General features: G+C 28.4%; 21 protein-coding genes, 1 tRNA gene and 1 other annotated feature. Of the genes, 3 read left to right on the top strand and 19 right to left on the bottom strand.

What is annotated here, in order from left to right; translation table 11 throughout:
- Window positions 1-373: 373 nt before the first annotated feature.
- The 10 genes from ABUA17_RS12440 to ABUA17_RS12395 form a co-directional block, all read right to left on the bottom strand.
- A complete protein-coding gene (locus tag ABUA17_RS12440) occupies window positions 374-1,315 on the bottom strand; it encodes a glycoside hydrolase family 25 protein (protein WP_349818023.1) in 942 nt (313 codons plus the stop codon).
- 327 nt (window positions 1,316-1,642) lie between these two features.
- A complete protein-coding gene (locus ABUA17_RS12435) occupies window positions 1,643-2,554 on the bottom strand; it encodes a D-alanine--D-alanine ligase (RefSeq protein ID WP_042398460.1) in 912 nt (303 codons plus the stop codon).
- A gap of 196 nt (window positions 2,555-2,750) precedes the next feature.
- Window positions 2,751-3,392, bottom strand: a complete 642-nt coding sequence (gene nth / locus ABUA17_RS12430) for an endonuclease III (protein WP_042398463.1) — start codon at window positions 3,390-3,392, stop codon at window positions 2,751-2,753.
- A gap of 64 nt (window positions 3,393-3,456) precedes the next feature.
- Window positions 3,457-4,161 (bottom strand): lysophospholipid acyltransferase family protein, encoded by a 705-nt coding sequence (locus tag ABUA17_RS12425; protein ID WP_055291861.1) that lies wholly within the window; start codon window positions 4,159-4,161, stop codon window positions 3,457-3,459.
- A gap of 64 nt (window positions 4,162-4,225) precedes the next feature.
- Window positions 4,226-5,200: a tRNA epoxyqueuosine(34) reductase QueG gene (queG, locus tag ABUA17_RS12420; RefSeq protein ID WP_055291863.1), complete on the bottom strand. Its 975-nt coding sequence runs from the start codon at window positions 5,198-5,200 to the stop codon at window positions 4,226-4,228.
- Entirely contained in the window at window positions 5,201-5,794 is a 594-nt protein-coding gene (gene epsC / locus ABUA17_RS12415; RefSeq protein ID WP_042398473.1) for a serine O-acetyltransferase EpsC, read from the bottom strand.
- Window positions 5,795-5,847: 53 nt separating this feature from the next.
- Window positions 5,848-6,756 (bottom strand): cysteine synthase A, encoded by a 909-nt coding sequence (gene cysK, locus ABUA17_RS12410; protein ID WP_042398477.1) that lies wholly within the window; start codon window positions 6,754-6,756, stop codon window positions 5,848-5,850.
- Between the two features lie 54 nt (window positions 6,757-6,810).
- Window positions 6,811-7,052: a binding site (T-box leader), on the bottom strand.
- Between the two features lie 76 nt (window positions 7,053-7,128).
- A complete protein-coding gene (locus tag ABUA17_RS12405) occupies window positions 7,129-8,382 on the bottom strand; it encodes a magnesium transporter (protein ID WP_042398480.1) in 1,254 nt (417 codons plus the stop codon).
- 252 nt (window positions 8,383-8,634) lie between these two features.
- A complete protein-coding gene (locus tag ABUA17_RS12400; RefSeq protein WP_052330668.1) occupies window positions 8,635-9,054 on the bottom strand; it encodes a hypothetical protein in 420 nt (139 codons plus the stop codon).
- Between the two features lie 288 nt (window positions 9,055-9,342).
- Window positions 9,343-10,233: a YegS/Rv2252/BmrU family lipid kinase gene (locus ABUA17_RS12395; RefSeq protein ID WP_042398483.1), complete on the bottom strand. Its 891-nt coding sequence runs from the start codon at window positions 10,231-10,233 to the stop codon at window positions 9,343-9,345.
- A 219-nt stretch (window positions 10,234-10,452) separates the two neighbouring features.
- On the opposite strand from ABUA17_RS12395, the gene pssA reads away from it, so the two are divergent.
- Window positions 10,453-10,974, top strand: coding sequence for a CDP-diacylglycerol--serine O-phosphatidyltransferase (pssA, locus tag ABUA17_RS12390; protein WP_042398486.1), 522 nt, complete (start codon window positions 10,453-10,455; stop codon window positions 10,972-10,974).
- A gap of 50 nt (window positions 10,975-11,024) precedes the next feature.
- On the opposite strand, the gene ABUA17_RS12385 is transcribed toward pssA, so the two are convergent.
- The 7 genes from ABUA17_RS12385 to recQ all read right to left on the bottom strand — a co-directional run bounded on the left by ABUA17_RS12385 (window position 11,025) and on the right by recQ (window position 19,098).
- The gene (locus ABUA17_RS12385) at window positions 11,025-11,423 is read right to left on the bottom strand and encodes a hypothetical protein (RefSeq protein WP_042398488.1); all 399 of its coding nucleotides are present in this window, start codon (window positions 11,421-11,423) and stop codon (window positions 11,025-11,027) included.
- A gap of 167 nt (window positions 11,424-11,590) precedes the next feature.
- A complete protein-coding gene (locus ABUA17_RS12380; protein WP_042398490.1) occupies window positions 11,591-11,983 on the bottom strand; it encodes a hypothetical protein in 393 nt (130 codons plus the stop codon).
- Between the two features lie 13 nt (window positions 11,984-11,996).
- Complete coding sequence (locus ABUA17_RS12375) at window positions 11,997-12,539, bottom strand: rubrerythrin family protein (RefSeq protein ID WP_042398491.1); 543 nt, start codon at window positions 12,537-12,539, stop codon at window positions 11,997-11,999.
- Window positions 12,540-12,655: 116 nt separating this feature from the next.
- Window positions 12,656-14,026, bottom strand: a complete 1,371-nt coding sequence (locus tag ABUA17_RS12370) for a SpoVR family protein (protein WP_042398494.1) — start codon at window positions 14,024-14,026, stop codon at window positions 12,656-12,658.
- Window positions 14,026-15,201 carry a sporulation protein YhbH gene (gene yhbH, locus ABUA17_RS12365; RefSeq protein ID WP_042398497.1) on the bottom strand — a complete coding sequence of 392 codons (1,176 nt, stop codon included), beginning with the start codon at window positions 15,199-15,201 and terminating at the stop codon, window positions 14,026-14,028. Before yhbH ends, ABUA17_RS12370 begins: the two co-directional genes overlap by 1 nt.
- 5 nt (window positions 15,202-15,206) lie before the next feature.
- Entirely contained in the window at window positions 15,207-17,129 is a 1,923-nt protein-coding gene (locus ABUA17_RS12360; protein ID WP_042398500.1) for a PrkA family serine protein kinase, read from the bottom strand.
- Window positions 17,130-17,343: 214 nt separating this feature from the next.
- On the bottom strand, window positions 17,344-19,098 hold the full coding sequence (gene recQ / locus ABUA17_RS12355; RefSeq protein ID WP_042398504.1) for a DNA helicase RecQ: 1,755 nt from the start codon (window positions 19,096-19,098) through the stop codon (window positions 17,344-17,346).
- A gap of 126 nt (window positions 19,099-19,224) precedes the next feature.
- On the opposite strand from recQ, the gene ABUA17_RS12350 reads away from it, so the two are divergent.
- Window positions 19,225-19,311, top strand: a tRNA-Leu gene (locus ABUA17_RS12350).
- Window positions 19,312-19,338: 27 nt separating this feature from the next.
- On the opposite strand, the gene ABUA17_RS12345 is transcribed toward ABUA17_RS12350, so the two are convergent.
- Window positions 19,339-21,297, bottom strand: coding sequence for a sensor histidine kinase (locus tag ABUA17_RS12345; protein WP_195951398.1), 1,959 nt, complete (start codon window positions 21,295-21,297; stop codon window positions 19,339-19,341).
- A gap of 100 nt (window positions 21,298-21,397) precedes the next feature.
- Window positions 21,398-22,234 carry a PHP domain-containing protein gene (locus tag ABUA17_RS12340; protein ID WP_195951397.1) on the bottom strand — a complete coding sequence of 279 codons (837 nt, stop codon included), beginning with the start codon at window positions 22,232-22,234 and terminating at the stop codon, window positions 21,398-21,400.
- A gap of 253 nt (window positions 22,235-22,487) precedes the next feature.
- On the opposite strand from ABUA17_RS12340, the gene fba reads away from it, so the two are divergent.
- Window positions 22,488-23,351 (top strand): class II fructose-1,6-bisphosphate aldolase, encoded by an 864-nt coding sequence (gene fba / locus ABUA17_RS12335; protein ID WP_042398511.1) that lies wholly within the window; start codon window positions 22,488-22,490, stop codon window positions 23,349-23,351.
- Window positions 23,352-23,356: the final 5 nt, after the last annotated feature.

Raw genomic sequence — 23,356 nt, 5'->3', positions numbered from 1 at the left:
ATGAACGTACCCGTATGGGTTATTTTTTTTGCAATTAATTAGTGTTGCACTTGATATTGTAATTTATCATATAATAAAAAACAACAATAAAAATGGCTTTCTTTATCGTTTTACATTCATTTATTATTTGTAAATTCTATTTTTATATGCAAAACAATGTGAAAGCCATTCTTTTTTTTAAGGGAAGCTCCTCCTTAACCGTCGGATGAGTACACTAAAGTGTACTTTCAGCTGGCCAAATTGAAAATTTGGAGCTTCAAGCAAGTTCGCTTAACTAAATCGAAGATTTAGAAGCATTTTTCAAATGAAACTCCTCCTCCTAACCGTCGGATGAGTAAGTTCGCTTAACTAAATCGAAGATTTAGAAGCTCACTTATATTATAAAACTGCTTCTATTTTTTGATGTTTCACCATCTTTATCAAAGGCTTCAATACTTATTTTTATTGTTCCTTTTACGGTAAATGGTAATTGATTTATATTAATTGAAAAACTAGTATCCTTTGCATCTACTGTTCCTATCCAGTAATTATTTGCAAAAATATTATATCCAACTAAATCAGCGTCAGTATTCTTTTTCCAACTAACATTTAAAATATTTCCTTTTCTACTAACAGTAAGTCCTGCAACATTTCTAGGCTGAGTTAATAAATCTATACTATCTGGTCCCCAATTGGCATCTACTTTACTAGTAACTCCTCCTACTGTAGCTGATTCACTATATTGCCATACTCTCCATCTTGTCCATCCCCCTACATCAGGTGGAACTGGTGCATTGCCAGGAATTGCAGTATAATGAGCAATCCATAAAATCATATTCTTTAATGGATATCCTTCATTAGGTATATAAAAATTATTATACATTTCCACAAAGAATACACCTGTATAAAGCATCAATCTTCTTCTAGTCTTTTTCTCGAATCTTTTTCTAAATCTATCAATCCAATTTATCAATGCTGATGTAGAAATTGAGTTATCAGTAGGTGTTTCAACATCTAGTACTGGAAATAAATCTCCATAATCTTTTTCTCCAAATCCCTCTTGAAGTATATTTATAAAATCATCACATTGAGAATCAGCTGTAGTTAGATCATAACTAGGTACTCCAAAGTGGTATGCTCCAACTGGTATTTTAAAATTTCTAGCTTTACCTGCAAATTCCAAAAATTTCTTATCAACTCTAAACCGTCCTGAGGCTGACCCTGAAGATCTTAGGTATAAAAAGTCTATAGTTGTTGCAAGAACAGAAAAATCCACCCCTTGTGAATATTCATTAATATCTATACCAAATAGACTTTTATCAGTTCTATTTTGCATAAGCCCTCCAATAAATAAAATTCCTTAGTATTATACTATTTTAAAATTTATTTATTGTTACAAAGTTTTGATAGTTAACAGTTAATAGTGAATAATTAATAGTTAAGGTATAAACTCCTAATGGAGTTTTTAAAATATATATTTTTTAATTCAACTTATCTAAATTTACTCATTAACTACTAATTTAAAACCCATCTACCTTGGCCGCTAGAATCTTTCCGGAACCACAGGTCTGACCTGTGGTATTCTAAATACAATAAAAAAACTAGAATCATAAAAATATGATTCTAGTTTTTTTACTTAATTAACTCAAAACTATTAACTATCTTAATGACTTCTTTTTACTTTCATAGATGTTTCTATAATCTTATCTAATAATCCAGAATAACTAATATTTATTGCTGCAGCACTCTTAGGGAAAAGACTTGCTGGAGTCATTCCTGGTAAAGTATTGACTTCTAATATATATGGTATTCCATTTTTATCTACTATCATATCAACTCTAGCATAAACTTGACATTTTAATGCCTTATAAGTATCTAATGCCATTTTCTCAACTTCTTTATGAAGATTTTCTTCTAGTTGAACAACAATTTCATCTGCTCCATCTGCTGCGTATTTTTGAGTATAATCAAAGAAATCTGAATGTGGTTTTATTGCTATAACAGGCCACATTTCACCATCAAATACAGGACAAGTTATTTCTTCTCCTTCAACAAACTCTTCAATCATTACTTCACAATCCCATTTTAAGCCTTCTTCAACTGCTGCTCTTATTTCACTTTTTTCTTTTACTTTAAATGTTGCAACACTTGATCCTCCATTAGTAGGCTTAACAAATACAGGATATCCCATTTCCTCAATCTTATCATAATCAATTTCATCAACAGACGAAACATTTATCCATCTAGCTGTTCTAATATCATTTGCTTTTAAAACTCTCTTTGTAAAATCTTTATCCATACATACGCCTGAACTAATTGGTCCACATCCTGAATATGGTATATCTAAAGTTTGAAGTACAGATTGAACAGTTCCATCTTCTCCAAATTTTCCATGAAGAGCTAATAAAGCAAAATCAAGGCCTTTAACTTTTGTTATTATATCTTCTTTATTATCTATTACTACAGGTATTACCTCATATTTAGTTTTATCTATTTTTTCTACTATAGAATTACCGCTTTTAAGTGAAATTTCTCTTTCTGATGAAATTCCTCCCATTATTACTCCAACCTTCATTCATTTCCTCCTACAATTGCATTTAATTTAATAATTATCTCTTTTAGAGCAAAATATATCTTTCTGAGTTTATATAAAATTTTATATATTATAAAACATATTTTTGAATTCTAAAAAGAAAATAATTCTTTAATAATTATATCATATAAAACTTTTTATAATTACAAAGCTTGTAATCAATATATGCTTATAACATTTAATGTTTTTTTGCTTTTTGCTCTTTAAAATATTTGCATCTATTAGTAAATGGACACTCTCCACACTTTGGATTTCTTGCTATACACATTCTTCTACCATGAAATATCAACAGATGATGCGTAAGACTCCATTCCTTTTTAGGCAATTCTGCTTGTAATTGCTTTTCAACTTCAAGTACATTATCTGAATCTGCAAGTCCTAATCTATTAGACACTCTAAACACATGAGTATCAACAGCAATTGAAGGAACTCCAAATGCATTTGATAAAACTACATTAGCTGTTTTTCTTCCTGCACCTGCTAAACTCGTTATTTCATCCATAGTTCTTGGAACTTCCCCATTAAACTTACTTTTTAACTGATTGCACATAATTAATATATTTTTTGCCTTACTTCTATAAAGGCCTATTTGTTTGATTTTATTTTCTAACTCATCTATCGATAAAGTTAAAAATGCATCCACGTCTGGATACTCCTTGAATAAATCTTCAGTAACCTCATTTACCTTCTTATCAGTTGTTTGAGCTGATAAAATAGTTGCAACTAATAATTGAAATGGAGTTTCATGATTTAATTCACACTTTGCATCAGGATACATTTTTTTCAACTCTTCTAATATTATTTTAGTCCTTTGTTTCACCTTTCATTTCCTCCATTAATCTATAAATTTCTAGACTTAATGATCCACATATTAATATCTATAATTATTTATAAACGCCTCTATATTTCTCTGGAAGACCTTTTGCTATAGCCTTCATTAAATAATTCAAGCATCTCTCATCATAATCATGCTTAGATTCTTCCTTATCTTTTTTAGGAATAATTACAGGCTCACCTATATTTACATTTACAACGGCATTATTCCATTTTTCTTGAGACATATCACCCTCTTTATTAATAGGTAATAATTTTTCCGTCCCACTTAATGAAATCGGAATTATGTTAGCTTTACTCATTCTAGCAACAAGTATAACTCCTTTTTTGGCTTCGATCATACTTCCAGTCCTACTTCTTGTTCCTTCTGGAAATAATACTAAATTCTCGCCATCTTTAAGAATTTTTATCATTCCCATTATTGCATCTTTATCTGCTGTATTAGGTTTTATTGATATATGTTTAACTACTTTTGTCCCTAAATTTGTTACAGGATCATTACTTAGCTTTACTCCAGCTACAAATGTTGGATCATAATCTTCCTTCAATACCTTTTCTAATATAAATCCATCTGAATTACTTAAGTGATTACAAATAAATATTTTAGCCCCATCTACTTTTTTAATATTTTCATATCCATTAACTTTTATCTCTGCATATTTATCTAAATATCCATCTATAGCTTTTCTAGCTATTTTAAACACTACTTTGTCTGGTAAAAATCTCATTAATTTTGCAGAATTTTTAGAAATCACATTTATTCCCCCTCACATAATCACTACTTATATTATATTTTATATACTAAAACTAAACAATTCTTTACTTATTTAATCTTTCAATATAATCATTTAAATAAGGTGAATCCCCTTTATATTTCTTTATATCTCTACCCTCATTATGTAATCTTATTATAGCATTTCTTTTAATTATATTTTTCCCCCTCCATCCACAGGAAGTAATTAATATATTTTCCTTAAATGCTTTATTATTAATTCCTGCATATATCTCACAATTTGATTCTTCCATAAAATCTAAAGGCTTAAATTCACCTATATTAGAAAACTTTACATCTTCATTATATGGACATTTATTTTGACACATGTCACATCCAAATATTTTTCCTTTTAAAAGCTTTATTTCTATATCTGAAAGATCCTTCTTTTGAGTTATATAAGATGAGCAAATATTTGGATTCTTTTTTATTTCATTTATAGATTTAGTTGGACATTCCTTATAACACATATCACATTGCCCACATTCCTTAAATTTTTCTATTTCATTAAAAACTCTTTTGTCTTTATCAAACAAAGTTAAATCTGTTATTATTTCTCCTAAAAAAACATAAGATCCATAGTCCTTAGTTATTATCATATTATTTTTTCCAATAAATCCAATACCAGCTAAATATGCAATATATCTTTCTGGTAATGTATTACTATCAACAAATGAAATTGCTTTCCCACCATTTTCACTTATCAACCTGCAAATTTCATCTAAATATTTTTTTACAACCCTATGATAATCAAGACCCTTTGTATATTTAGAAAATCCATTTTCAATATAGTTATCAACCCAAAGATAGGGAAAAGCTATTGAAATAATAGTTTTCCCCTCACTCATATACCACTTTGGATTTATTCTTTTTTCTATATCACTTTCTTCAAATTCATTTTCAAGCTTGTTATTTTTTCTATAATCGTAGAAATCATATAATTCATCAAATCTTCTACACTCAATAAATCCTATATTTTCTATTCCTATAGAATTACAATATCTTTTGATTTGTTCTTTCACCTATATCACCATATCATTATATATTTCTTTTTTTCTTCCTCTATAATCTTTGATTTCTATTATTTCTGATTTTTCTTCTTTAATTTTGATAATATTTTTAGCTGGAATACCTACTGCTGTTGCTCCTTCAGGCACATCCTTTAGTACTACAGAATTTGCCCCTACCTTAGAGTTACTTCCAATATAAATTGGTCCTAACACTTTTGCTCCAGCCCCAATAACAACATTATTACCAAGAGTAGGATGTCTCTTTCCTTTATCTTTTCCAGTGCCACCTAATGTTACTCCATGATATAAAAGAACATCATCTCCTATTTCTGCAGTTTCTCCTATTACTACTCCCATACCATGATCTATTACTAATCCTCTACCTATTTTGGCCCCTGGATGAATTTCTATACCAGTAAAAAATCTTGATATTTGGGATATAAGCCTAGCTAGGAAAAATAGTTTTTTAGTATAAAAATAATGTGCTATCCTATATGCAATCAGTGCATGTATTGTTGGATAAAGCAAGAAAACTTCAATTTTACTCCTAGCTGCTGGATCATTTTCCATTACTTTATTTAAATCATATTTTAAGTTTTTAAACAATATTTGCACTCCTTTCTTTCGTTAAAAATATTTGCAAAGCCTCTTTTAAAATATTAATCATAAATTCCCATAGAAATATACTTTTCTCCTCCATCTGGAGATAAAGCTAAAACTTTTTTTCCTTTTCCTAACTTTTTAGCAATTTCTATTGCTGTATATATTGCTGCACCTGAAGATATTCCAACTAATATTCCTTCTTTTTTAGCAAATTCTACTGCTGTTCTTATCGCATCTTCATCTGTAACAGGAACTACATTATCTACATACTCGGCTTTGTAATTTTGTGGTATAAACCCAGCTCCTATTCCTTGTATCTTATGAGCTCCTGGCTTCTTTCCTGCAATCACTTGTGAATTACTTGGTTCTACAGCAACTACTTGTATACCATTTATTTTTTCCTTTAATCTTTTTCCAACACCAGTTGCTGTACCACCAGTTCCAACTCCTGCAACAAATACATCTAAATCATTAATATCATTAAATATTTCATCAGCAGTTGTTTCATAGTGCTTTTCTGGATTAGCTATATTTTCGAATTGTTGTGGCATAAAATATCCTTTGTTTTTAACTAATTCATTTGCCTTCTCTATGGCTCCTTTCATTCCTTTTGACCCTTCAGTTAATACTAATTCTGCTCCATAAGCTTTTATTAAATCTCTTCTTTCTTTACTCATAGTTTCTGGCATTACAATTACTACCTTATAACCTTTAAGTCTTCCTATCATTGCTAAACCAATACCTGTATTTCCACTTGTAGGTTCAACAATTACTGAACCTTCTTTTAATATTCCTTCTTTTTCAGCTTTTTCTATCATTCCTAAAGCAGCTCTATCTTTAACACTTCCACCTGGATTAAATTTCTCTAATTTTACATACACATCTGCACAATTTTCATCTACCATGCTTTTCACCTTTAATATTGGTGTGTTTCCTATTAATTCAATTGCTCCATTATAAATCATTTCTCTACCTCCTAGAATTTAATTTTTAATAAATAAAAAAACTCCGTCTCTATATATAGAGACGAAGTATATTCGCGGTTCCACTCTAATTAAACCATCATAATAACAATGATTTCACTCATTCTACGGTACAATTAATACCTGAGCGCTATAACGGGCGCTACCGTAAAACCTTACTATTATTTCAGGCCTAAACTCCAAAGGGCACTTCATATAAATTACCGGTGAAAAGATCCCAGCTTCCTTTTCTCTCTGTAACCATCCTTTATACTACTTTCCTTTTTCATAGTTTTAATTCCGAGTATTTAACTAAACTTTATAATATAATTATATGCTTATCCCTTAAAATGTCAACAGATAATTTGAAATTTTTTACTTATTTTTCTTTTTCCACATTGGATATAGTACTTCATCTATTAAGTCGTGAGTATTTACAACTCCTATTAATACATCACTATTATCAACAACAGGAATAGCCATCAAATCGTATTTTGATGCTATTTCAACAGCCTCATTAATAGATTCATTATGCTTAAGTATATTTATATTTTCATTCATTACTTCTTTAGCTTTAACATTTGCTGAATTTAAAATAAGATCTTTTAATTCTATAATTCCAATTACCTTTTCATCTTCATCCTTAATAAAAATCGAATTTAATTCTTCATCTTCCGGATTACTTTCTCTTAATATATCTATTATTTCACCAATTGTTATATCTAAGTTAAAAGAAATAAAATCTTTACTCATTATACTTCCAACTGTTTCGTTTTCATATTTAAGAAGTTCTTTAACCTCTTCAGCATCTTCTGTTTCTAAGTTAACTAATATTTTTTCTCTTTCTTCATCATCTAACTCATCTAAAATATCAGCAATTTCATCATTAGGCATATTCTCTAATACCTCAACAGCCTTTGCTTCACTTAAATCTTTAATGATACTACTTTTATACTCTGGTTCAATTTCCTCTAAAGTATCTGCAGCTAAATCCTCATCTAAAGACTCAAAAATTTGTTTTCTAGAGCTTGCATCCAAGTTTTCTAATATATCCGCTAAGTCTGCTGGATGCAATGTTGATAATTTTTTATATGGTACTGAAATTTGAAGATTTTTATTAACCATTTCTAATGACTCAACATCATCCCACATTAATACTTTATCTTCATAATCCTTATTTATAATTTTATAAAAGAACTTACCTAATCCTTGACAATTCATCCTTCTAAATTTAGCAAGTGGTCCAGTTTCAACTGCTATTACTCTGTATTCACCTGCTATTTCAGCTATTCTTAAATCATCAACTCTAACAACTTGCTTACCATTAATATCAACAATTTTCTTATCTAATAAATTTCTTGATAATAAATACGAGTAAGTTCTTGGTAGTATTTCTTTGCTTCCTCTAGTCATAATCTTAACTTTATTATCATCACTATAAAAGCCTATACTCCTAAATTCATAGTGAAAAGTAACTCCATCCCTCTTGACTTTATAACCAATTACCCTTGGATAACCTTGCTCTGTTGTTACATAAATGTCTTTTAATTCCCCTAGTACATCATCGAATTCATCATATATCTTCTTTCCTAATATACTAGTAAACAAAAACACTGATAATCTTTGCATAAAAATCCTCCTCAACTAATAGAGGAGATTTAAAATATTAAATGTGTGTTTCCCCTCTATTACTTCTTATATTCAATTTTCTTAATTTAATACTCTGAGGGACACCCTCCATTTAATCTCACCACCATTTTTTGTATAAATTATAACTTTTTATTCGCAATAAAAAAGCCCTTCTTCGGGCATTATTATATATACTAATATTATATTAATCTCCCTCTAAAAGGCAATACTTTATATGATTATTATTTAATTTTATTTCTTAAAAGTTGATATAGCTTTATATGAACAACCAATCATTGCAAATTCACCCAATACTGGGTAAGGGAAAAGCTTTATTCCGCCCAAAAATAGTATAAATTCTACCACTGTTATCGCTAAAGAAATTAATAAAAATACCATTCCACTTTTATTACTATACGGCTTATCTAAAAATAATAGTGTCACAACCACCATTGATGACATTATTATTAAGTAAATCAAACTTGGAATTAACATATCTTTATAACTTACTATAAACCCAAATGTATTATCTACTCTTATATCTAACTTATAAAATAAATTAATTACTATATAAGTAAAGAATAAAATAATCATAAAGCTATAATTATAATCGAATTTTCTATTCTCATCTCTTAAAAATATATAAAAACTTGCTAATGCTAGCAACGGCATTCCAACAAATGTTAATTGCGTTAACTCCTTAATTATATATATGATTCGTTGATGCTGTACTATCCATAATGATAGCAATGACAAATATCTAATAACAATTATAGATAAGGTTATAAAATAAAACCTCTGTATCTTTACTGGACATTTTTTAGAATTTATTGATATTAAATACAAAGAAAAAATAATTATAAATAACAATATACATAAATAAATAAAGGCAATCACATCTTCTCTCCTTTACAAAAATACTATTATTTATAATTATTAATTGAATTTTATATTTATTCTTTAATTTTCTATATTAACACCTAAAATTTTCACTCCACCTTTTATACATTTTATATCAAGTGGAAAATCTGGTCCCTTTTCTCCATCAATATCAGTAACTATATCTTCGTTACATTCAACATATAAGTGTTTTGTTTTAAAATATATTACCTTATCAGAATCTAAATGCTCACCTTTTAATACCTTAATAAATAGAGGTATTAACTCATAAATTTGTACTGCTTTAAATACTATAACATCTAACATTCCATCTGTTGCATCTGCTCTAGATGCTAAATTAAAGTTTCCTGCAGTTTTACCATTAAACACTAACATAAGATACATATTACCTTCAAAATTAACTTCATCAGATTTTATGTTAACCTTAAGTGGTCTAAAATTAGGTAATTCTTCTATTCCTTTTAAGTAATAAGCTAACTTTCCTATAGTATTTTTTAAATTTACGTCTGTTTTTTGTGAAACGTCAGTAAAAAGCCCTGTACTAGCAACATTAACAAAGTATTTATCATTAATACTTCCTAAATCCACACTAGTTATACTAGAATTTATTATTTGCTTGCAAGCTTCTTCTACATCAAATGGTATTCCTAAAAATTTTGCAAAATCATTTGCTGTTCCTACTGGCAAGATACCTATTGGTAATGAAACTCCCTTTCTAGCCATAGCATTTACAACTGAATCTACAGTTCCATCTCCACCAGCAACTAAAATATATTCATATTCACTTGGTATAATGTCATCAAAAGCTGCATCTATGCCACATTCTTTTCTAATTCTATATGGTACTATAGTCATACCAGCTTCCTGATGTATATTAATTATTTCATCTAACTTAGATAAAATAACATTTTCTCCAGAATACGGATTATAAATTAATTTTACCTTTTTCATTGTACCCCTCCTAATTATATAAAAAAATTATACCACATAGTTTTAAATTAACCACCACCCGATATATCTTAGTTTTCTATATATAAAACCTGTTTATACCTTAAATATATAAGTATATCTCTCTTAATCTCTAGTTTTCTCTTTTCAATACAGTATTGTTAATTTTTTATAAAATTTATGCTATAATGATGATGTTAAGATTAACTTAGGAGTGATTATATGAGAAAAAGCAGTATTCCTAACATCTTTACTTTTATTAATTTATCATTTGGTATTTTATCACTATTAGCTACCTTTGAAAGTAACTACCAACTTGCTTGCATTTTTATATTACTTGCAGCTTTAGTTGACAGATACGATGGTAGAATAGCACGTTACTTACAGGTTTCAAGTGATTTAGGAAAAGAACTAGATTCTTTAGCTGATTTAGTTTCATTTGGTGTAGCACCATCTATATTAATATTTTTATTATTTGATTTTTATACACTAGGTCCTTCTAAAATATTTGGAATAATTCCACTATTATTATTCCCAATCTGTGGTGCTTTTAGGTTAGCTCGATATAATGCAAGTGAATTTAATGGAGTGTTTACTGGTGTTCCAATTACTGTTACTGGAAGCTTCTTAGCTTTATTTTGTTTATTTACTATTAATAAAAACATATCTGCACTTATTCCTTTTTTATTATTGTTATTAGGTTCTTATTTAATGGTAAGTACTTTAAAGCTAAAGAAATTTTAATTATTAAAAATATGGGCTATAGTTTTCTAATGAACTATAGCCCATAACTTTTAATCTTCAAACTCTTTTTGATGCTCTTCTTTATATTTTTTTAAAGCTTCATATTCTTCTCTTACAGATGCATCTTGAAAAAGTAATTCGTTGTCAACTTCAGTTAAAATCACACTACTATCTGTATTTTTTAATATATGATCTCCTACAAGAGCAATATATTTAAAATAGCTCTCCCCACATTCATCTAGTAATTCTATTACATTATCTATTATTTCACCTAAATTATCAGCTCTTTTTACTGCTACCTTAACATAGCTACTTCTTGCTTCATTAATATTATTTAGTTCAGCTGCCCCAGCAATTAATAATCTATATGAATTGACCATAGATTGTAATAATTGATTTAAATTACTTAAATCACCATAATACTGTTTCATTAATTGTTGGTATTTCATTTAATACCTCCATATATAAATTCATTAATACTCTATGGTTGTAACACTTCCCTACATTTAGGTAGGAATGTTACAACGGACATGCTCCTATACTAGGTCCCCTTTGGACATAACGAATTCTAACCTTAAGGTGAAATTAAAACTCCAGCTTAAGATAAAGATTCCATTTATTTTTCTTCGCACCCCTTAATAACTATATTATCTATAAATTCATCATCTATCTCTGAAAATATCTTTCCATTTTCTTTACACATTTTATATTCATCTTCTTCTTTTTTTAATGACATATAAATAGTGTTGTCTTTTTTTTCAATAGGCTTAATAACCTCTTCATTATTTCCACATTCACCCTTGCTCATTTCCACTTGTAGTATATCTTGTTTTTCATTTGCAGATTTACTATTTTCCAAAGTTTTACTCATGCTTTCACCTTTTGTTTTGCCTGTACTTTCTCTATATGAATTTGTGTCAAATTCTAAGTGATTATTCTCTTTATTTAGTATAAAACTATCACTAAATACTACTGGTACAAAAAACTCTTTAGGTATTGATATAAACATTTTTCTCCTCCTCTTATAAATCCTCTATTTCACAATAAGGTTTAAAATAAGCTCTAGGATATCCACATAATGGACATTTTTCTGGAGCTTCACTTCCTTCATGTATATATCCACAATTCATACAAACCCACTTTGATTCCCTTGGCCCAGCAAACATTGTTCCATCATCTAATTTGTCATACAACTCTTTAAATCTTTTTGCATGATCTTCCTCAACTTCTCTTAGTTCTTTAAAAAAATTAGCAATATCTATAAAACCTTCTTCTCTTGCTTCTTGTTCAAATTTTGCATAAATATTTTTAAATTCATCTGTTTCACCACATATAGCATCAACTAAATTTTCTTTTGTATTACAAACTAACTTTAAATAATCCTTATATACTCTTCTAGCATGAGCTAATTCGTTTAATGCTGTTAAATCAAAAATATTACCAACCCATTGATATCCTTCTTGTCTTGCTTTTTCTGCATATAAACTATATTTATTTCTCGCCCTGCTTTCCCCTGCAAATGCTCTATATAAGTTTTTCTCAGTTTTACTTCCCTTTAAATCCATGATTTTCTCCTTAAAAATATTCCTTATACTAAACTATTCAAAACATATAAAAATGATGAATTAAATCTGATAGTAATTCCTACTCCTCATCATTAATTCATCATTTTTTACACTTTTTAATTTACTGTAACTCTTCTGTCATTATCGCATACTATTTCTATACTTCTACCTTCTTTAGTTTTAGTATTCAATATTACTTTATGACCCCAAAGATCAAATAAATATTTAATTGTTTCCTTAGCATAAAGTAATTCTAATTCTCTTCCATCAAAAACATGCTCTAATGTTAAAGTTCCATCTCTTTTATTTAAGTCAGTTATTCTTATATAAGGTATAGATCCAACTCCACATGAATCAGACATAGTATCCCTAATACTCTTCCATCCTTGCTCATCTGATACTTCATCAACAACAAATTCAAAGCTCTTTTTAGCATATTGGAACAATCCTAATTCCTCGCATAATTCTTGTGTTAAGTACTTACGTAAAAATGAATTGTCTCTTTCAATATATCTAACTTCAAAAATCTTATCTCTTCCATATCTCTTTTCTATATCCTCAAACACCTTAAAACCAACATAATATGGATTTAATCCACCTAAAGCTGGAGCAATTACATCATTATGACGTTTTATAAACTCAAAATGTAAACTTTGTGGTAATTCTAAGCTCTTTAAAATATTATAATGACAATAGCTTGCCCAACCTTCATTCATTATCTTAGTTTCTATTTGCGGAATAAAGTATTGCGTTTCCCTTCTTACTATTTTAAGAATTGATTTCTCCCATTCTTCTAAAGAACCATATTTAATGATAAATCCAATAACATCATCACAAGGCTCAATTGGAGTTTTACTTAAATCTGGCAATTTTATTTCTTCATCCTCATTTAAAGCATCCCTATTTTCAATTTTCCTATTATATTCATCTATTAAATTTGATTTTATCTCCTCATCACTTAACTCTTTAACTCCAACAACTCTTGGAATTTGGTATCTAAGTGCATGAGCAGCATCAAGTATTTTTTCTACCTTAGCATATCCTATACTTGGATCGTTAATATATCCTCTTATTATATCTGCATCTAATTTAAACATCTCTAAAGTATAATAAGCCTTAGTACCTTCTCTAAATAACCTATTATTCTTAAAGAAATCATTATGTCCATAAACATGAGCCATAGTTAATATCTGCAATAATAAGGTATTCTCATTCATTAAATATGCTAAAGATGGATTTGAATTTATAACCATTTCATAAGGTAATCCAGTTAAATTTAATGAATATAATGTTTTACTCTTTTCATATGCCTTACCATAACTCCAATGTGGATACTTTGAAGGCATTCCAACATATGCTTCATAAGCTAACATTTCATTAAATCCAACTATTTCAAATTCCTGAGGATAATAATCAAGCCCAAATTCTGTAGCTTTCTTTTCAATCTTCTCATTCCACTCTTCTAAATCTTTTAATGTGTACTCCATTATTCATCCTCCCTTAACTCCTTGCTAAGCATTAACTTAAGAGCATCCCATAAATTCTTCTTTTCCTTTACAATAACAGAGACAAATTTCTTATCTACTATTTCCTTATTGAATCTATAATACATTGTTGTTGAATAAGTTGATGGTAAAAGTTCAGCATAACCAAACATATTACTTACTTCACAAAGCTTTTTAACTGATTGAATTGCCTTTTCATTATCCTCAGACCAGTTATCTCCATCACTAGCGTATATAGGATATATATTCCATACTTCTGGTGAATACTTTTCTTCAATAAGTTTTAACGCTAAATTTAAACCACTTGATATATATGTTCCTCCTGATTCTGCTTTGTGGAAAAATTCATATTCGTTAACTTCTTTAGCAACTGTTGTATGAGAAATAAATTCAAAAGCAATATTGTTATACTTTCTTTTTATAAAAGTTGATAAAACAAAGAAAAATGATCTTGCTAAATACTTTTTAGTACTATCCATTGAACCTGATACATCCATTATAAAGAGCATAACAGCATTACTTTCTTTCTTAGGCTTTGTTTTTACTCTATAATATCTAATATCATCTTCTCTAAATGGAAATCTTTCTAATTCAGTATCTAATCCTGCTTCTTTTAAAGCTCTTATCTTCCCCTGCTTACGTGCAGTCTTTGCCATAACAGTCTTTTTCTTTGCAAGCCTTGGATTAATTCCATGCTTTTGATATCCTCTTTTTCTACTTGCACTTTCACTAATAATTTCAGAATACTTCTTTTTATCTAAATTAGGTAAATCCAAATCTTCAACTATATAATCCATCAATTCTTCTAACGTAATTTCTGTTTCATATACATCGTCACCTTCAGAGTTACCTGCACCTTTATTTCCTTTTTTACCACTAGATTCAGCTGAACCTAATTTATCTCCACGTTTTTCTTCACCAGTACCGGTAGCAACACCTTTATTGTTGCTACCAAATACAAATTGATATTCCTTTATTCCTCTAATAGGAATTTTAAACTTTTTATTTTTAGTTTCACCTACTATACTTTCTTCTGAAAGTATATCTCCTAAGTTTTCTTTAATGGATTTCTCTACCAACTGCCTATGTCTTCTTCTATCTTCTATGCTTCTATCATGCTCAACAGGATTTGTTGTATTATCTCTAAATATAGCCATCCTTATCAATCCTTCCACAAATTGTTTGCTGCATATTTAAGAATTACATCACAGCAGTGTTGGCAATATCCATTCCTTTTCATTTCTTCAACCATTGCATTGTATTTTTCTGTTTGTTCTTTATCTCTAACTCTTGATTTAGTAACAATTCTAGATAAATCTTTAACTGATGCTATAAGTTTCTTTTCTATAGCCTCTTTTAATGGTTCATAAGACTTATAATCAATCTTAGATCCATTTCTTACTAAGTAGAACATATATGAAGTAACATCAGCTCTAAATCCCTTGCTTGATGCTTCAGATACTCCTATTTGTTCTTCTATACTTCTCATAAATTCTTCATCAGGATTTAATTCCTCACCTGTTTGTTCATCTTTTATTCTAGTCTTATTCACAAAAGCTTCTGCATTATCTATATAATTATTAAATAAGCTTTCAGCTTGTTCTCTAAATGAATGAATAAATGCCTTTGTAATTTCTTTTTCAAGTATCTTATTATACTCTTTACGTATTGTATCTTGAATAAAGCCTAAATATTTCTTCTTATCATCAGATGAAATATCCATATCTTTAACTGATTTGATAATACTTTCCATTATGCTTAAAGGATTAATACAATCAAACTCTGAATTAGAAAGAGCATTATCAATTGCTTTAATAATAAATCTTGTACTAATTCCCTTCATACCTTCATATGGGCCAGCCTCTTCTCTAAGCTCAACAATATCAACCTTCTTAGTTGTTCCCTTTTCAACTAAATCTTCACCATTATAAATCTTAAGCTTAGTAATAGGATCAACCTTAGCTGATGGTGTTAATCTAGAAAGTATTGCAAACATAGCTGCAACTTCAATAGTATGAGGTGCAATATGTGCACCAAAGTTACTCTTCTTTAAAATCTTTTCATAAATTTTTATTTCTTCTTCAAGCTCTAAACAATAAGGTACTTCTACCTTAACAATTCTGTCTAAGATTGCTTCATTTGTATGGTCTGATTTAAATTTATTCCATTCAGCTTCATTTGAGTGAGCTATTATAAGACCATCAAAATAAATCATTGAACCTTTACCTGGTGATGGTATAGATTTTTCTTGTGTAGCAGTTATTATTGTATGCAAATACTCAACATCATTTTTAAATACTTCGATAAATTCTACTAAACCTCTATTACCAACATTAAATGCACCATTTAATGAGAATATTCTTGGGTCATCTTCTGGATACATATCCATCTTTGAAATATCAACAGAACCAGTTAATATTGATGTATCTTGGTTATTTGGATCAACTGGTGGAACAACACCAATTCCTTTTCTTGATCTTATAGAAAATCCCTTTCTCTCAACTGGGAAATTTTCATATTCACCATTAAACTCATGAAGTAATCTATACTTACAAACTGGACATAAGTCACCTTCTATTTGTGTTCCTAACATTTTATTAAATTCATCTCTTAAATGATTTGGAACTAAATGTAAAGGTTCTTCATGCATAGGGCATCCTTTAATTGAATATATAGGTTCACAATGAACTAATGCACTTTTTAGTGATTCAACTAAAGAAGATTTACCTGCACCAACTGGCCCTACTAAGTATAAAACTTGTCTTGCTTCTTCACCCTTCATAGATGCAGAATGTAAGTAATTTACTATTTTCATTATAACTTTGTCTATTCCAAAGAAATCATCTTTGAAATATCCATATTTTTTAATAGTTTCATTACCATATATCTTTCTTACTCTTGGGTTTTCATCTGCTTTTAATACCTCAACACCTTTACTCATAATAAAATCATATAATCTCTTATGAGAAAGTTTTGCTACGTCTGGGTTTTTCTTCACTATCTCTAAGTAATCTAAAAATGTTCCTTCGAATTTTTCACTATTTCTATTTTCTCTATCTGTAATTATAAAGTCCTTGAAGTCCATAAACTCATCCCTCCCCTTAATTTAATATATTAATGACTTAAATAGTTATATTCCTATTTTTTAAAATTTACATTTCTCTATATTTTATATGTTTAAATTTCATAATTATTATTAAATTTAAGTATTTTTATTATTTTATTTATCTTACATAATAAATAAAAGCTCATGTAAATTTTTTAAATTTACACAAGCTTTTACATCTTTTATTAACTAATTATTTATTTAATAGATTTAATAAATCGCATCCATACTTTTTAAACTTCTTTTCTCCCATTCCCCTTATATCTAAAAGTTCATCTTCATTTTTAGGGTTTTTATTACATAATTCAATTAACGTTGCATCTGAAAAAATAATATATGGTTTTACCCCTTCCTTTATAGCCATTTCTCTTCTCCATCCTCTTAACCTATTAAACAATTCACTATTAATTACCTTTTCTTCACTTTCAGATGTTAATTTTAACATTACCTTCAATTGAGACTTTAAAATTTTATATGACTTCTCATTTAATTTAAGCATTGAATAAGTCCCATCTTTCAAACTTACATATCCATATTCAATTAGAATCTTTATAAAATCTCTTATAAATTTACTACTATAATCCTTCATTATTCCATATGTAGTTAATTCATTTAATTTATCATTTATTATTTTAGGTCCAGTCATCCCGCGAAGGATATCTATTAAAACTGATATTCCATACCTTTCTTTTGTTCTATATACGCAAGATAATACCTTTTGTGCTTCTATTGTATAATCTCTAAGTTCATCATTATTTAAACAATTACTACAATTAGTACAATACTCTCTAACATTTCCTTCCCCAAAATACTTTAATATAAAACTTCTTAAGCACTCCTTGCTTTCACAAAAATCTATCATTTTTTGCAACTTTTTAATTTCAATTTCTTTCCTATTTAGTTGGACTGTTGTGTGAATTAAATATTCTAAAGTTCTTATATCTCCCCTATTAAATAACAAGTGACATTCTGATGTTAATCCATCTCTTCCTGCTCTTCCTATTTCTTGATAGTAACTTTCAATATTTTTAGGAATTGTAAAATGAATTATATATCTTACATTTGATTTATCTATTCCCATTCCAAAAGCATTTGTTGCTATCATTACATTTGAATTTTCATTTAAAAATTCATCTTGATAATATTCTTTTTCACTATCTTTTAACCCACCATGATATTTTAATACATTATATCCTAAATCTTTTAAGTAATAATATAAGCCATCAACCTCTTTTCTTGTGGCACAATAAATTATACCTGCCTCATTTTCCTTTTCTCTTATAATATCCTTTACTAACTCAAGCTTATCTTCCTCAATATGTAATTTAATTTCTAAATTTTCTCTATCAAAGCTGCCAATATATATGTATGGATTTCTTAAGCCTAGAAGTTTAATTACATCTTCTCTTACTACTTCAGTTGCTGTTGCAGTAAAAGCTGTTATTATTGGTCTTACTCTTAAACTATTTATAAATTCAGCTATTAAACTATAGCTTTTTCTAAAATCATGTCCCCACATTGATACACAATGTGCTTCATCTATAGCTATTTGACTTATATTGAGAGCTCTTAATTTTCGTTTAAAAAACTCATTTTCTAACTTTTCTGGAGCTATATATAAAAGCTTAACCTCTCCTCTTTTGCAAAGTTCTATTATTTCATCACTTAATTCTAATCTTTGAGTACTATTTATATATCTTGCATTTATACCATTTGAATTTAAATTATCCACTTGATCCTTCATTAAAGAAATTAATGGTGAAATCACTATTGTAATACCTTTAAATAATAAAGCTGGTATTTGATAACAAATAGATTTTCCTCCCCCTGTAGGTAAAATACAAAAACTATCTCTACCTCTTAAAATATTGCTTATAATTTCATATTGACCTTTTCTAAAGGTATTATATCCATAATATTTATTAAGTACTTTAAAAACTTCATTCATTTAACTTCACCAGCTTTCTTAAATATATTAAAATACTATCACTTTTTATTAATACTAACATAAATTTTATTATTTTTAAATTTTCTATTGACATATTTATAAAATAATATTACAATAATCTTGCTTGCTGAAGTGGCGGAACAGGCAGACGCACAGGACTTAAAATCCTGCGGTAGCGATACCGTACCGGTTCGATTCCGGTCTTCAGCACCAAAAAAGACTGTACTTAAGCACAGTCTTTTATTTTTTATCTATATCTGAAAATTCCATTTCAAATAAATATTCTAATGACGAATCTACAATAAATTCATCATTTTCTTTCTCATTAACAAGCCTTATTGGAAGTGTAATAATTATTTTTGTTCCCTCATTTAATTTACTTATTATATCAATAGTTCCATTATGTAACTCTATTAATCCTTTTACTATAAATAATCCTAAACCACTGCCTTCATTTTGTCTTTTTAACCCCTCATTTACATCTCCTCTTTTAAACTTTTCAAACAAATGTGTCTTAAACTCTTCACTCATTCCCATTCCTTCATCAGATATTTCTATAATTACACTTTCTTCTTTTTTCTTCATATTTACAAATATACGTCTGCCATTCTTGCTAAACTTAATAGAATTAGATAAAAGATTTAATATTACTCGTTCTATTTTTAAAGTATCAATAGCTGTTATTATTTCCTCTTCCTCAGTATCAAAGATTACATCTATATCAAATTTTTTAGCCAAATCTACTATAGCTAATGTTACCTCTTCAACTATATTAACTATATTTTGATTTTTTAATTTCACGTCCATATATCCCATTTCTAATTTACTTACATCAATTAAATTATTTATATATCTTCGTAATCTATTTGAATTTTTCATTATATATGTTAATCGTTCTTGAAAATACTTAACATCAATATTATCTTCCTTTAACTTAATCATCAATAAATTAGTTGCATTTATAATAATATTAAGAGGAGTTCTTAATTCATGTGATATTGTAACTATAAAGTCTGTTTTTATTTTTTCTCTTTCCATAGATTCAAGTAGCAACATTTTGTTTTTTCTTGCTACTTTTTTATTTACGATTGAAATATAAATTAATGAGCATACACCTAAAATAATAATAAATCCAACAAACCATACCACAGCAATCCACTTTTTTGGCAATAGCAAATCATAAGGTTTCTTATTAATATATACTGTATTTTTAGGCAATTTTAATGGATTTATATCATACTTACTCATAGCTTTATAATTAAAAATAGGTATACTAAATGTATCATGTGCTGGAATTGCAGAAAATATATTACTACCAATTATAAGATTGTCTATAAGTGAACACAGCACCTCTCCTAACTTATAACCATCATTAACAATCCCTCCTATAGCCCCATCGTAAATATACTCTTCAAGCTTAGTGTAAATAGGCATTGAAGTTATTTCTTGCAACTCATCAATTAAACTTTTTGATGATACGACTCCATCGCCTACATCTTTTTTGTATGTTCCACATAAAAATATTGCTGCATTTTCTGGACTGATACCTTCAATTTGTTTCTTTATATCATCCAAATATGCCCCCTGGATAATATGATAATTAAAAGGTACTACTGCAACATCCTTTAAATTTTCAAAATTTTCTTTTACTGTTTTACAAAATATACTTTCATCTAAAAGTAAATAAATATCATTTACTTTGTTACCTGCCGTTAAAATAGTATTTATCATTTCTAAATTATCTTGAATTTCTAATATTCCTTTTATATACTTACTTTCCTCATTAGAAAGAGTTACATAATTATTTACTCCCGCAAAAATGATATTCTTTTCATAAATAAATGACTGATTATCAAACAATTTACTTCTAATTAATTGAAAAGCTTCATCATCCAATGTAACTATGTAATCAATATTACTGTCTTTATACTTTACATTCAAAAAATTTATAAAACTTTCTTCATATCCTTCTTCTTCAAAGCTTTCACTATCTAAAAATTCAGCCTTAACTGTATATCTATCTTTTCCAGCATCCCCAAACCCTTTAGTTATAGAAACCTCCCATTTATTTTTCGGTGAATATGATCCAATTATAAGAATCTTTTTATTATTATCATTTGCATAACATAAAATAGGATTTATAAATATAAAAATAACAGTACTTAAAATTAAAAAAATTAATATTATCTTTTTATACATAGCTTTTACTCCAATTTAATCTATTTGTTTATATACTGTGTATTTTTTCTTAAAAATATGAAAAAAGTTATGGAATCATCAATTCCATAACTTTTGAATTTTATAATAATTTATCTATTTTTAACTCTTCACTATCCTTATTTATAGCTCCAATATAATACTCTATTCCCTTACTTACGGCACCAAAATCCCCATGACCATCTGAACCAGCTGTTATTAATAAATCATTGTTTTCACAAAACTCAACACAGGTTTCTGTCATTAATTCTGAATTTGCTGGATAATAGCACTCTACTCCATCAATTCCTAATCCTTTTAATATTTCTAACTTTTCTAATATTTCTTCTTTGCTTTTATTGCTATAATAATTGCAAGGATGAGCTAAAACCACATATCCTCCAGCCTCATGAGTTATATTACAAACTTCCTCAACACTTGGAAATGCAAATTTTTCATGTCCACATTCATATTTTCCATAAAGCCTCATTCCGTCAAATAATCCTTCTGTCACCTTTCTATCATGAAGATAGTGTATTCCCTTCCAACCACCTTTTCTTCTTTCATATTCATAAGAATTATAATCATCTAATGATATATTTTCATAATCCTTTTCCATTCTTCTTATAAGTTCTACACTTGTTTCTAATAATTGTTCCTTTGCCTTATCAACTAATTTAAAGAAATTTTCATTATCCTCAAATTTATATGCTAATAAATGAACTAAATGTCCTTCAAATATTGAATCTATTTCTACTCCTCTTATAGCAATGATTCCTGCTTTTTCAGCTTCTTTTTTTAATTCTTCATAAGAATCTAATACATCATGATCTGTTATTGCTATAATACCTAAATTTTTCTTTTTAGCTTCTTCTATGACTTCTTTAGGAGACATAGTTCCATCTGAATAATATGTATGTATATGTAAGTCAACTAACATTTTCTCTTCTCCTTAATGTAAATTAATTTTTTCTTTTACTATTTTACATCAATTCTTAAAACTTTTCACATCTATTTTTTACTATTATTTTCATTTCCTTCTGCATATTATAGCATTTTTTTGTTTTCATTCTTATAAATTTGGGGTATAATAACCAATAGAGAATAAATTGATATACATATTTGTTAATTTTATAACACTGAATGTTTTTTTATTTCTCTTATAAAAAATTGAAATATACGGAGGTATTGCCATGTTAGTTTCAGCTAAAGAAATGTTAAACAAAGCAAGAGAAGGAAAATATGCTGTTGGTCAATTCAACATCAACAACTTAGAATGGACAAAAGCTGTTCTATTAACTGCTCAAGAAAACAACTCACCAGTAATCTTAGGAGTATCTGAAGGTGCTGGAAAATATATGTGTGGATACAAAACTATCGTTGGAATGGTTAACGGTATGTTAGAAGAGTTAAACATCACTGTACCAGTTGCTCTACACTTAGACCACGGTAGCTACGAAGGATGCTACAAAGCTATGGAAGCTGGATTCTCATCAGTTATGTTTGATGGATCTCACTACCCAATAGCTGAAAACATCGAAAAGACTACTGAATTAGTTAAAGTTACTGCTGAAAGAGGATTATCTTTAGAAGCAGAAGTTGGATCAATCGGTGGAGAAGAAGACGGAGTTGTTGGTAAAGGTGAAGTTGCTGATGCTCAAGAATGTAAATCAATTGCTGATTTAGGAGTTACTATGTTAGCTGCTGGTATCGGAAACATTCACGGAAAATACCCAGCAAACTGGCAAGGACTTGCTTTCGACGCTTTAGAAGAAATCAATACAGCTTGTGGAAACATGCCATTAGTATTACACGGTGGAACTGGAATCCCAGAAGATATGATCAAGAAAGCTATATCTTTAGGAGTTTCTAAGATCAACGTTAACACTGAATGTCAATTAGCATTCCAAGAAGCTACAAGAGCTTACATCGAAGCTGGAAAAGACTTAGAAGGAAAAGGATTTGACCCAAGAAAATTATTAAATCCTGGATTCGAAGCTATCAAAGCTACAGTTAAAGAAAAAATGGAATTATTCGGATCAATAAACAAAGCTTAATTCCT

Origin of the sequence: Clostridium sp. RTP31139st1_H3_RTP31139_211217, assembly GCF_040227035.1 — a bacterium.
Lineage (GTDB): Bacteria > Bacillota > Clostridia > Clostridiales > Clostridiaceae > Clostridium > Clostridium saudiense.
The sequence above is the reverse complement of the archived record's forward strand: the minus strand, read 5'-3'. Positions and strand labels throughout refer to the sequence as shown.

What these genes read in the sequence shown, in the direction of transcription:
- yhbH (WP_042398497.1), bottom strand. Translation starts at nt 15,201, where the DNA reads ATGGCTATATTTAGAGATAATACAACAAATCCTGTTGAGCATGATAGA.
- pssA (WP_042398486.1), top strand. Translation starts at nt 10,453, where the DNA reads ATGAGAAAAAGCAGTATTCCTAACATCTTTACTTTTATTAATTTATCA.
- ABUA17_RS12380 (WP_042398490.1), bottom strand. Translation starts at nt 11,983, where the DNA reads ATGTTTATATCAATACCTAAAGAGTTTTTTGTACCAGTAGTATTTAGT.
- ABUA17_RS12345 (WP_195951398.1), bottom strand. Translation starts at nt 21,297, where the DNA reads ATGTATAAAAAGATAATATTAATTTTTTTAATTTTAAGTACTGTTATT.
- cysK (WP_042398477.1), bottom strand. Translation starts at nt 6,756, where the DNA reads ATGATTTATAATGGAGCAATTGAATTAATAGGAAACACACCAATATTA.
- ABUA17_RS12375 (WP_042398491.1), bottom strand. Translation starts at nt 12,539, where the DNA reads ATGGATTTAAAGGGAAGTAAAACTGAGAAAAACTTATATAGAGCATTT.
- ABUA17_RS12340 (WP_195951397.1), bottom strand. Translation starts at nt 22,234, where the DNA reads ATGTTAGTTGACTTACATATACATACATATTATTCAGATGGAACTATG.
- ABUA17_RS12405 (WP_042398480.1), bottom strand. Translation starts at nt 8,382, where the DNA reads ATGCAAAGATTATCAGTGTTTTTGTTTACTAGTATATTAGGAAAGAAG.
- ABUA17_RS12435 (WP_042398460.1), bottom strand. Translation starts at nt 2,554, where the DNA reads ATGAAGGTTGGAGTAATAATGGGAGGAATTTCATCAGAAAGAGAAATT.
- ABUA17_RS12440 (WP_349818023.1), bottom strand. Translation starts at nt 1,315, where the DNA reads ATGCAAAATAGAACTGATAAAAGTCTATTTGGTATAGATATTAATGAA.
- recQ (WP_042398504.1), bottom strand. Translation starts at nt 19,098, where the DNA reads ATGAATGAAGTTTTTAAAGTACTTAATAAATATTATGGATATAATACC.
- ABUA17_RS12385 (WP_042398488.1), bottom strand. Translation starts at nt 11,423, where the DNA reads ATGAAATACCAACAATTAATGAAACAGTATTATGGTGATTTAAGTAAT.
- ABUA17_RS12360 (WP_042398500.1), bottom strand. Translation starts at nt 17,129, where the DNA reads ATGGACTTCAAGGACTTTATAATTACAGATAGAGAAAATAGAAATAGT.
- fba (WP_042398511.1), top strand. Translation starts at nt 22,488, where the DNA reads ATGTTAGTTTCAGCTAAAGAAATGTTAAACAAAGCAAGAGAAGGAAAA.
- ABUA17_RS12400 (WP_052330668.1), bottom strand. Translation starts at nt 9,054, where the DNA reads ATGCCGTTGCTAGCATTAGCAAGTTTTTATATATTTTTAAGAGATGAG.
- ABUA17_RS12370 (WP_042398494.1), bottom strand. Translation starts at nt 14,026, where the DNA reads ATGGAGTACACATTAAAAGATTTAGAAGAGTGGAATGAGAAGATTGAA.
- ABUA17_RS12395 (WP_042398483.1), bottom strand. Translation starts at nt 10,233, where the DNA reads ATGAAAAAGGTAAAATTAATTTATAATCCGTATTCTGGAGAAAATGTT.